Annotated in this window: 8 protein-coding genes; 3 read left to right on the top strand and 5 right to left on the bottom strand. The window is 45.4% G+C overall.

The window, feature by feature from the left end; translation table 11 throughout:
* From gltB to ACP45E_RS16915, 3 genes are all read left to right on the top strand, one after another.
* The coding region (gene gltB, locus ACP45E_RS16925; protein ID WP_141707383.1) for a glutamate synthase large subunit at positions 1 to 2560 on the top strand (2560 nt) is incomplete at its 5' end.
* Positions 2561 to 2577: 17 nt separating this feature from the next.
* Positions 2578 to 3990, top strand: a complete 1413-nt coding sequence (locus tag ACP45E_RS16920) for an FAD-dependent oxidoreductase (RefSeq protein WP_017035429.1) — start codon at positions 2578 to 2580, stop codon at positions 3988 to 3990.
* Between the two features lie 94 nt (positions 3991 to 4084).
* Positions 4085 to 4516, top strand: a complete 432-nt coding sequence (locus ACP45E_RS16915; RefSeq protein WP_026026521.1) for a DUF1499 domain-containing protein — start codon at positions 4085 to 4087, stop codon at positions 4514 to 4516.
* A gap of 123 nt (positions 4517 to 4639) precedes the next feature.
* On the opposite strand, the gene truB is transcribed toward ACP45E_RS16915, so the two are convergent.
* From truB to rimP, 5 genes are all read right to left on the bottom strand, one after another.
* Entirely contained in the window at positions 4640 to 5590 is a 951-nt protein-coding gene (gene truB / locus ACP45E_RS16910) for a tRNA pseudouridine(55) synthase TruB (protein WP_017035431.1), read from the bottom strand.
* Positions 5590 to 6009, bottom strand: a complete 420-nt coding sequence (gene rbfA / locus ACP45E_RS16905; protein WP_017035432.1) for a 30S ribosome-binding factor RbfA — start codon at positions 6007 to 6009, stop codon at positions 5590 to 5592. Before rbfA ends, truB begins: the two co-directional genes overlap by 1 nt.
* A gap of 106 nt (positions 6010 to 6115) precedes the next feature.
* A complete protein-coding gene (gene infB / locus ACP45E_RS16900; protein WP_017035433.1) occupies positions 6116 to 8812 on the bottom strand; it encodes a translation initiation factor IF-2 in 2697 nt (898 codons plus the stop codon).
* A 21-nt stretch (positions 8813 to 8833) separates the two neighbouring features.
* Positions 8834 to 10321, bottom strand: coding sequence for a transcription termination factor NusA (gene nusA / locus ACP45E_RS16895; RefSeq protein ID WP_017035434.1), 1488 nt, complete (start codon positions 10319 to 10321; stop codon positions 8834 to 8836).
* A 38-nt stretch (positions 10322 to 10359) separates the two neighbouring features.
* Positions 10360 to 10815 (bottom strand): ribosome maturation factor RimP, encoded by a 456-nt coding sequence (rimP, locus tag ACP45E_RS16890; RefSeq protein WP_017035435.1) that lies wholly within the window; start codon positions 10813 to 10815, stop codon positions 10360 to 10362.
* Positions 10816 to 11045: the final 230 nt, after the last annotated feature.

Below are 11045 nucleotides of genomic sequence, written 5' to 3'. Positions count from 1 at the left end.
CGCTCTTCCGATCTCAAACGAAAATTTGCGTTGCGATACTAATATCATCGTTGAGTCAGGGGCAATTCGCGACCCCCATCAATTTGCCGTTTTGATCGGTTTTGGCGCCACCGCTATTTATCCTTATCTTGCTTATGAAACCTTAGGCAAAATTGTCGATGATGGTGCGATTAATAAAAGCTACCGCGACGTCATGCAAAATTATCAATACGGGATCAATAAAGGCCTGTACAAAATCATGTCGAAAATGGGAATCTCGACCATTGCCTCATATCGATGCTCTCAACTGTTCGAAGCCGTCGGATTACATCAAGATATTGTACAACTTTGCTTTAGTGGTGTTGCCTCACGCATTCAAGGGGCAAACTTTGACGACTTCCAACAAGATCTATTCAATCTATCTCAAAAAGCGTGGGCGAAACGTAAGCCTATCGATCATGGGGGCCTGTTAAAGTATGTGCATGACGGTGAGTTTCACGCCTACAACCCTGATGTTGTCAGTACCCTGCAAAAAGCGGTCAAAACCGGTGAAATAGCCGACTATCAACACTATTCTAAACAGGTCAATACGCGCCCTAATGCGATGTTACGTGACTTGATGAAACTAAAGGGAGCTGATGTTCCACTACCTCTAGACAGCGTTGAACCAGACACTGAACTCTTTAAGCGCTTTGACTCGGCGGCCATGTCTATTGGTGCGTTAAGTCCTGAAGCGCATGAAGCACTCGCTATTGCAATGAATAAACTGGGGGGCTACTCGAATTCTGGAGAAGGCGGCGAAGACCCTCGTCGATTCGGAACAAACCGTAACTCACGAATCAAACAGATCGCCTCAGGCCGATTTGGTGTCACGCCACATTACCTAGTGAATGCTGATGTTCTACAAATAAAAGTAGCGCAAGGCGCAAAACCCGGCGAGGGTGGCCAGCTTCCAGGTCATAAAGTAACCGCGGAAATCGCCAAGCTTCGTTATTCGGTTCAAGGGGTGACCTTAATCTCCCCTCCTCCGCATCATGACATCTATTCCATCGAAGATTTGGCTCAGCTTATTTTTGATTTGAAACAAGTGAACCCGAATGCCTTAGTATCTGTAAAGCTGGTTTCAGAGCCTGGTGTTGGGACAATCGCAACCGGCGTCGCAAAAGCCTACGCCGATTTAATCACGATTTCTGGGTACGACGGTGGCACAGCAGCAAGCCCATTAACGTCAGTAAAATACGCAGGTAGCCCGTGGGAATTAGGTCTTGCTGAAACTCAACAGGCGCTTGTTGCCAATGGCCTTCGTCATAAAATCCGCCTCCAAGTCGACGGTGGATTAAAAACGGGGCTAGATGTCATTAAAGGCGCTATTTTAGGCGCTGAGAGCTTTGGCTTTGGTACGGCTCCAATGGTCGCGCTAGGTTGTAAGTTCTTACGAATTTGTCACCTAAACAACTGTGCGACAGGGGTTGCTACCCAAGATGAGACGCTTAGAAAAGAGTACTTCAAAGGGCTACCTGAAATGGTGGTTAATTACTTTATCGGTCTTGCCGAAGAAGTCCGTGAGCACCTTGCTGAACTCGGCGTAGAAAAACTCACTGATTTGATTGGTAGAACCGACTTACTTGAGGCCGCTTCAGGGTTAACTGCCAAACAAAGCAAACTGGATCTTTCTCATATTTTAGAGATGCCAGTGTCACCACAAAACCATCCACTTTACTGGACAGAGCCTAATGCCCCCTTTGATACCGCAGAGCTCAACCAAAAGATTCTCGAGCAAGCTAAAGATGCCTTCGAATCGCAGCAATCCATTAACCTTTACTACGATGTAATCAACACTGACCGCTCAATAGGGGCAAGGCTCTCTGGTGAAATCGCCAAGAAGTATGGCAATCAAGGCATAGCTGCTACCCCAATAAAACTGCACCTGAATGGTACCGCAGGGCAATCTTTAGGGGTGTGGAATGCAGGAGGTGTTGAGCTTTACTTAACCGGTGATGCTAACGATTATGTCGGCAAGGGAATGGCTGGCGGAAAAATTGTCATAAAACCTCATACCGGAACAACTTTCATTTGTAATGAAGCCACCATCATCGGTAATACATGTTTATACGGTGCTACCGGAGGAAAGCTGTTTGCTGCTGGAACGGCCGGTGAACGTTTTGGCGTGCGCAACTCTGGTACGATCGCTGTCATTGAAGGTGCCGGCGACAATGCTTGTGAATATATGACAGGAGGCATTGTTGCTATTTTAGGCGCGACAGGTGTCAATTTTGGCGCAGGTATGACCGGTGGATTTGCTTATGTTCTGGACCAAAACGATGATTTCCAAGGCAGAGTGAATAATGAATCGGTAGAGGCGATTTCGCTTTCTGAACTGGTCATACACCAAGAGCATCTTCGTGGTTTAATTGATGAGCACCTTGCGGAAACTGGCTCTAGCCATGCCGAGAATATTTTAAGTAACTTTGATGAATGGATTCCGAAGTTCTACTTAATTAAACCCCAAAACGCGGATCTGCGAACGCTGTTAGGCCATCAAAGTCGAAGCGCTGCAGAACTACGTGTTCAAGCACAATAATTGGAAGGAGCCCAATAATGAGCCAGAACATATACCAATTTATTGACGTGAATCGCGTAGATCCAGCGAAAAAACCCGTCAAAATCCGTAAGATAGAGTTCGTTGAAATCTACGAACCCTTTACAAAACAGCAAGCTAAGGCACAAGCCGACCGCTGCCTAGACTGCGGCAATCCATATTGCGAATGGAAGTGCCCAGTTCACAACTACATTCCTCAGTGGCTAAAACTGGCGAATGAAGGCCGCATTATCGAAGCGGCAGAGCTCTCTCATCAAACTAACAGCTTGCCTGAGGTTTGTGGTCGGGTTTGCCCCCAAGATCGACTCTGTGAGGGATCTTGTACCATCAATGAAGACTTTGGTGCTGTCACCATCGGTAATATCGAGAAGTACATTAACGATAAAGCATTTGAAATGGGCTGGACGCCCGATATGTCTAACGTGGAATGGACAGATAAAAAAGTCGCCATCGTTGGAGCGGGCCCAGCGGGTCTTGCTGCTGCTGATGTGTTAGTCCGCAATGGTGTTAAGCCAGTTGTTTATGATCGTTACCCAGAAATCGGGGGGCTTTTGACGTTTGGTATTCCCTCTTTCAAGCTCGAAAAAGGGGTAATGGAAAATCGCCGTCGAATATTCAGTGACATGGGAATTGAATTCAAGCTCAATATTGAAGTAGGTAAAGACATCGAAATGCAATCGCTCATTGACGACTATGATGCCGTCTTTATCGGTGTTGGGACCTACAAAAATATGCGCGCGGGGTTGGCTAACGAAGATGCTCAAGGTGTTTATGATGCGCTACCATTTCTTATTTCGAATACCTATAAGATAATGAACCTAACCACTCCTGAACCGTACATCGATATGTCTGGTAAAAACGTAGTCGTTCTTGGAGGCGGTGACACCGCGATGGACTGTGTTAGAACGTCCATTAGACAGGGTGCTAATAACGTTATCTGTGCCTACCGACGTGATGAAGAAAACATGCCCGGCTCTCGTAGAGAAGTGAAAAATGCACAAGAAGAAGGTGTCAATTTTATGTTTAACCTTCAACCTCTTGGTATTGAAGTGAACGATACTGGGCACGTAACGGGTATCAAGGTGGTTAAAACGGCACTCGGAAAACCTGACGATGCCGGACGCCAACGACCAGAACCTGTTCAAGGCAGTGAACATACTTTAGAGGCTGACGTTGTCATTATGGCGTTTGGTTTCCAACCTCACTCAATGCCTTGGCTACAACCCTTTGGTGTAGACCTCGATCAGTGGGGAAGAATACAAGCACCTTCCGATCAAGCGTTTCAATATCAAACGAGTAACAAAAAAATATTTGCTGGGGGCGATGCAGTAAGAGGATCCGATCTTGTGGTCACTGCCATTGATGAAGGCCGAAAAGCAGCAGGTGGCATTCTAGACTATCTTGAAGTGTAGATTGACCTGTAGATTTTTTAGGCCATACTCTATAGGATCCGTTAGTCGGGTCCTTTATTTTTCTTATTGACCAATAACTTATTGGAATAACACTATGTTACGAGCCTGTATCTTCGCTTTATCAATCCTCACCTTACTGACAGCGTGTAGCCAAGGGGCAAGGAATATGATTGATCGTACTGCTTTACCCTGCGGTGATAGCCCTAATTGTGTTTCAACTGAAGATGATAGAGAGCAGCACCACCTTATCGCCTTTCAGCTCAAAAGCACAGCCAGTATCGATGACATTGAAGAGGTTGCTTTACAGCTTTCAGGCGCTAAAACAGCGGAAAAAGAAGGGAATTATCTCAGAATCGAATGCACTTCAAGCATCCTTCGCTTCACTGATGATCTCGAACTCAAACTCAGCGGTACAACACTCATGGTTCGTTCTGAATCTCGAATCGGTTATTCGGACTTCGGCGTCAATAGAGATCGAGCCGAGGAGTTAAGAGCGATGTTATTCTCAGCTCAATTGATCATGTAGCGCGATGATCTCCATAGAGATAGATTTCAAGAAATAGAAAAGTCGAAGCTAAGCTTCGACTTTTTTAATTTTAATATCACCGCACAGCGACGACTAGCAACTATTTACAATCTATGAGAGTGGCTAGGCTGACTCTTCTTCTGTAAACACAACCAGACGCTTCGGAGCGACTTTACCGTTATCATCAATCACAGCAACACCGATGAATAACTTTTCATCTCCGCTGGTCATCCGCACGGTTCCTTCCGCTGGCGCACCAAAGATCTGAACAGGCATGCCATGTTGAACAAGATCCGTCAGCTCAGCATTCATGTTTACTTCGGGTAGATCTTCTACCGCTGTATCCATTGGCATTAACAGTGGATCAAGCAACTCTCTAGGGGCAACTTCATCACGCTCAGCCTGCTCTAACAACTCATTAAGCTGCTCTAATGTTACCATCTTCTCATACGGATACTTGGCAACGCCTGTGCGACGCAGATAAGTAACGTGAGCACCACAGCCCAACATTTCACCGAGGTCATCAGTGATGGTTCGAATGTAAGTGCCTTTTGAGCAATGGACTTCCATCTCGATCTCATCGCCTTCAAAACGAAGCAGAACAATAGAGTAAACGGTGATTTTACGTGATTCACGTGGCACCTCGATCCCTTCACGAGCGTACTCATAAAGTGGACGACCTTGGTGTTTCAGTGCAGAGAACATGGAAGGAACTTGGTCTGTTTCACCTTTGAAACTCGCGACACAGCGTTCAAGCTGCTCACGTGTGACGTTAACTTCACGAGTCTCTACGACTTCACCATCTGAGTCAGAGGTGTTGGTACGTTCACCAAGTTTAGCTTTAACAACGTAACGCTTATCCGAATCCAATAGGAATTGAGAAAATTTGGTCGCTTCCCCCAAACAAATTGGAAGCATTCCTGTTGCTAAAGGATCAAGCGCGCCTGTATGGCCCGCTTTTTGAGCAAAGTAGATTCGCTTAACTTTTTGCAAAGCATCGTTAGAAGAAATGCCGGTCGGTTTATCGAGCAAGATAACCCCGTTGACTGGACGACCCTTACGACGGCGAGCCATTACTTGCCTTCCTCTTCAGAACCATTTACGTCTTCGTCACGTCCTGCTTCAGTTTGCTTTCGCTTATCTTCGTTTAATACTTCGCTCACTAAGTTAGACATACGCATACCTTCAACTAAAGTATCATCGTAAGTAAAACGAACTTCAGGCGTGAGGCGGTGGCGAATACGCTTACCCAGTGCCATACGTACTGGCACTTCGTGCTCTTTTAGAGCAGCTAGGCAGCTTTCTGGCGTTTGGTCGCCAACACATAAAAAAGTAACGAATACTTTTGCGTAAGCTAAATCTCTTGATACTTCTACGTCAGAGATGGTCACCATCCCTAAACGAGAGTCGCGAACTTCGCGTTGAAGAATAATCGCGAGTTCCTTTTGTAGCTGCTGTGACACGCGTTGTGTACGGCTAAATTCTTTTGACATAATCATTTCTCACAAATAGAAAGAATGGGGGGATGGCCAAAGCCAGCCCCCCATGGTGCATTCAACAACCGATTACCTTGCCTTGATAGGCGGGTAACTTTATCAATTAGTCGAGTGTACGTTTAATTTCAACGATTTCGAATACTTCGATTTGGTCACCAGCGCGAACATCATTGTAGTTCTTAACGCCGATACCACATTCGTAGCCATTCTTAACTTCTTGAACGTCATCTTTAAAGCGACGAAGTGATTCTAGTTCACCTTCGTAAATAACCACGTTTTCGCGTAGTACGCGGATTGGGTTGCTACGCTTAATGATGCCTTCAGTAACCATACAACCAGCGATTGCGCCCAGCTTAGGTGACTTAAATACGTCACGTACTTCAGCAAGACCAATGATTTCTTGCTTGAATTCTGGAGCAAGCATACCGCCCATTGCTTGTTTAACTTCATCAATCAATTGGTAAATGATTGAGTAGTAACGTAGATCTAGGTTTTCAGTATCAACAGTACGACGAGCCGTTGCATCAGCACGAACGTTGAAACCTAAGATGATAGCGTTTGAAGCGGCTGCAAGAGTAGCATCCGTTTCAGTAATACCGCCCACACCCGAACCTACGATGTTCACTTTAACTTCGTCAGTCGATAGTTTCAGCAGTGAATCAGAAATCGCTTCAACCGAACCTTGAACATCACCTTTCAGTACCACATTCAGTTCTGCAACTTCACCCGCTTCCATGTTAGAGAACATGTTCTCTAGCTTAGATTTCTGTTGGCGAGCCAGTTTCACATCACGGAATTTACCTTGACGGTAGTTCGCTACTTCACGAGCTTTACGCTCATCTCGTACTACTGTTGCTTCATCACCTGATGATGGAACACCAGATAGGCCGATAATTTCCACAGGGATAGATGGGCCAGCTTCTAAGATCTCTTGACCATTCTCATCGCGCATTGCACGTACACGACCATATTCTTGACCACAAAGAAGGATATCACCCTTATTCAAGGTACCAGACTGTACAAGAACAGTCGCCACTGGACCACGACCTTTATCTAGGCGAGATTCAACAACAACACCTGACGCCATGCCTTCTTTAACAGCAGTAAGTTCAAGAACTTCAGACTGTAGAAGGATAGTTTCTAGAAGACCATCGATGTTTGTACCCTGTTTCGCAGAGATGTGAACGAACATGTTCTCACCGCCCCACTCTTCAGGAATAACGTCGTATTGAGATAGCTCATTCTTAACGTTGTCTGGGTTCGCATCTTCTTTATCGATTTTGTTTACAGCGATAATAAGAGGTACGCCCGCCGCTTTCGCGTGTTGAATCGCTTCAACCGTTTGTGGCATAACACCATCGTCAGCGGCAACTACAAGCACAACGATATCTGTTGCTTGAGCACCACGAGCACGCATAGCAGTAAACGCTGCGTGTCCAGGAGTATCAAGGAAGGTGATCATGCCGTTATCAGTTTCTACGTGGTATGCACCGATATGTTGAGTAATACCGCCCGCTTCACCAGAAGCAACGTGTGCTTTACGGATGTAATCCAGTGTCGATGTTTTACCGTGGTCAACGTGACCCATGATAGTAACAACTGGAGCACGAGCTTCAACAAGCGCATCGTTATCACGATCAGCCAGTACGGCTTCTTCAAGTTCATTCTCTTTACGAAGAATAACCTTGTGACCCATTTCTTCAGCAACTAAGGCCGCTGTTTCTTGGTCGATAACTTGGTTAATGGTTGCCATTGCGCCCATTTTCATCATCACTTTGATAACTTCAGTGCCTTTAACTGACATTTTGCTTGCCAGTTCAGAGACAACGATAGTCTCACCAATAGCAACATCAGATTTTGCTACCGTTGCTGTTTTATCAAAGCCATGCTGCATTGACGTTGGTTTAGCCAATTTGCCTTTATTACGACCGCCTCTACCACCGCGCTGGTTACGACCGTTACGCTCAGGTGTTGCTGCTGGTGCTTTTTTCTTCTTCTTACGACGGTTACCACCACCTTCTTCTTTGCGATCCGCTGCATCTTCAGCTTCACGAGCATAAGTAGAAGTCGTGATGTGGTAATCAGCTGTTTTCTCTTGCTCTTTTTTCTTTTTCTCTTCTTCGCTCCAACGCTCTTGGTTTTCTTCCGCGAGTTTACGAGCTTCTTCAACAAGCTTTGCCGCTTCTTGTTCTGCTTTACGTTGAGCTTCTTCTTCCTGACGACGTTTTAGTTCGTCAGCTTCTTTCTTAGCTTGCGTATTAACGTCAGCATTTTTTGCATTCATGTCTTTTTTAGCCTTTTCAGCTTGTGCACGCTGAGCCTTTTCTTCCGCATTACGTTTTGCATCCGCTTCACGTTTTGCTTTCTCTTCGGCTTCGCGTTTTGCTTTCTCTGCAGCATCACGTTTCGCTAACTCTTCCGCTTCGCGTTTCGCTAGCTCTTCCGCTTCACGCTGTGCTGCTTCCTCAGCCTCACGTTTAGCTTCATCATCGACTGTGCTGCGCTTCACATAAGTACGCTTCTTACGTACTTCTACTTGAACATCTTTACTCTTACCACCACTTGCTGAAACACTGAGTGTACTGCGAGTTTTTCTCTGTAGTGTTAAACGAGTCGGCTCTGTTTCGCCTGATGTATCACCGTGTTCTTTCTTTAAATGAACGAGGAGCTTTTGCTTCTCTTCATCTGATACTTGATCGCCGCTTGCTTTCTTCATGCCTGCGTCAGCAAGTTGCTCAACTAAGCGTTCAACTGGCGTACCAATCTCTTCACTTAGCGCTTTTACTGTTAGTTGCGTCATTCCGCTACCTCCTTGCTGAAATTATTCTTCGTCACCGAACCAACAAATGTTACGCGCTGCCATAATCAGCTCGCCCGCACGCTCTTCTGTTAGTCCTTCAATATCTTCTAGCTCATCAACACCTTGATCCGCTAGGTCTTCTAGTGTTGCTACACCTTTAGCAGCCAGTTTGAACGCGAGTTCACGCTCCAAACCTTCTAGAGCCAACAGATCTTCTGCTGGTTCAACACCGTCAAATGTTTCTTCTTGAGCCAGTGCTAAAGTGGTCAGTGCGTCTTTAGCACGGCTGCGTAGCTCTTCAACCATGTCTTCGTCTAGGCCGTCAATTTCTAGCAGCTCATGAACAGGGACATAAGCAATTTCTTCTAGCGTTGAGAAACCTTCTTCAGACAACATTTCAGCAAAGTCTTGCTCTATATCTAGGTGCTTCATGAAGCTCTCAACAGCCGCTTGAGATTCTTCTTGGTGCTTCTTCTGTAGATCTTCAACTGTCATCACGTTCAATTCCCAACCGGTAAGTTGAGAAGCTAGGCGAACGTTCTGACCGTTACGACCGATAGCTTGAGCTAGGTTGTCAGGTTCTACCGCGATGTCCATTGAGTGTGCATCTTCATCAACGATGATTGACGCAACATCGGCTGGTGCCATGGCATTGATAGCAAATTGAGCTGGATTATCATCCCAAAGAACGATATCAATACGCTCGCCACCAAGTTCACCGGAAACCGCTTGAACACGAGCACCACGCATACCCACACACGCGCCAACAGGGTCAATACGACGGTCATTGGTTTTCACGGCAATTTTAGCACGTGAACCTGGATCGCGAGCACCGGCTTTTAGTTCGATAAGCTCTTCACCAATTTCAGGAACTTCAACACGGAAAAGCTCGGCAAGCATTTCAGGCTTAGAACGAGTGACAAACAGCTGGAAGCCACGCGCTTCTGGTTTCACTGCGTAAAGTAATCCACGAACGCGATCGCCTGGACGGAAGTTTTCGCGAGGAAGTTGATCATCACGTAAAATAACCGCTTCAGCATTGTTACCAAGATCCATAATCACAGTTTCGCGATTCACTTTTTTAACAACACCGGTAACAAGTTCACCTTCGTTGTCAATAAACTGCTCGACGATTTGTGCACGTTCAGCTTCACGTACTTTTTGTACGATAACTTGCTTCGCTGTCTGTGTTGTAATACGGTCAAACGTTACTGAAGGGATATCGTCTTCAACGAAGTCGCCAATAGTCAAAGTTTCATCTTCGTATTGTGCTGCTTCTAATGAAATTTCTTTGGTTGGGTTTTCTACTTCTTCAACGACTTCCCAACGACGGAAAGTGTCAAACTCACCCGTTTTGCGATCAATTTCTACACGAACTTCAATTTCAAGTGCATGCTTTTTCTTAGTAGACGTAGCAAGTGCTGTTTCAAGTGCCTCAAAAATACGCTCACGAGGTACGGCTTTCTCATTAGAAACCGCCTCAACTACCGCTAAAATTTCTTTACTCATTCTATCTAGCCTCTTAAGCTCAAATTTTTCTAGGAGAACTAAAATTTAGGAATTAGGTTTGCTTTCGAGATATTGCTCAATGCAAAGCTCTCTTGCTTACCTTCAACAACGACTGAAATTGTCTCACCATCAACAGAGTGAATATCACCCTTCCATTTACGACGGTTTTCGACAGCCATTTTCAAAACGATGTTGACCTCGTGACCAATAAACTGTTCGTAGTGTGCTGCTGTGAAAAGTGGTCTTTCAAGACCTGGAGAAGACACTTCTAGGTTATAAGCCACTGAAATTGGATCTTCTACATCCAAAACGGCACTCACTTGACGACTCACTTCTGAACAGTCATCTACGTTAATGCCGTTTGCATGATCGATATAGATACGTAACGTTGAATGCTCGCCTGCACGAATAAACTCTAATCCAACTAACTCATAGCCTGATGCAGATACCGGAGCATCAAGCATGTCAGTAAGTTGTCTCTCTAAACCAGTCATTTAAACCACTCCAGAAACAAAAAAAGGGCATAGAGCCCAATTTAAATCCCAAGCAACAACCTAGCTATAATTAAAAAGCTAGATAACAAAAAACCCCGATAGTCGGGGTTTTTTATTGCTGGACCCTTGATTCGTTAAAGATTAAGCATCTTTAACTCACAGTAATGAATTACTGCGCAAACTTGTCCACAAAATCCATAAAGGATTGGTTGCGGGAGCCGGATTTGAAC

This window comes from Vibrio genomosp. F10 str. 9ZD137, assembly GCF_049974785.1.
In the GTDB taxonomy this organism is placed as follows: Bacteria; Pseudomonadota; Gammaproteobacteria; order Enterobacterales; family Vibrionaceae; genus Vibrio.
Note: the sequence above shows the minus strand (reverse complement) of the source record. Positions and strands in the feature narration are given on the sequence as shown.

Excerpts from the sequence above, each read along its gene's own strand:
- infB (WP_017035433.1), bottom strand. The coding sequence starts at position 8,812 with ATGACGCAACTAACAGTAAAAGCGCTAAGTGAAGAGATTGGTACGCCA.
- ACP45E_RS16920 (WP_017035429.1), top strand. The coding sequence starts at position 2,578 with ATGAGCCAGAACATATACCAATTTATTGACGTGAATCGCGTAGATCCA.
- nusA (WP_017035434.1), bottom strand. The coding sequence starts at position 10,321 with ATGAGTAAAGAAATTTTAGCGGTAGTTGAGGCGGTTTCTAATGAGAAA.
- rbfA (WP_017035432.1), bottom strand. The coding sequence starts at position 6,009 with ATGTCAAAAGAATTTAGCCGTACACAACGCGTGTCACAGCAGCTACAA.
- rimP (WP_017035435.1), bottom strand. The coding sequence starts at position 10,815 with ATGACTGGTTTAGAGAGACAACTTACTGACATGCTTGATGCTCCGGTA.
- ACP45E_RS16915 (WP_026026521.1), top strand. The coding sequence starts at position 4,085 with ATGTTACGAGCCTGTATCTTCGCTTTATCAATCCTCACCTTACTGACA.
- truB (WP_017035431.1), bottom strand. The coding sequence starts at position 5,590 with ATGGCTCGCCGTCGTAAGGGTCGTCCAGTCAACGGGGTTATCTTGCTC.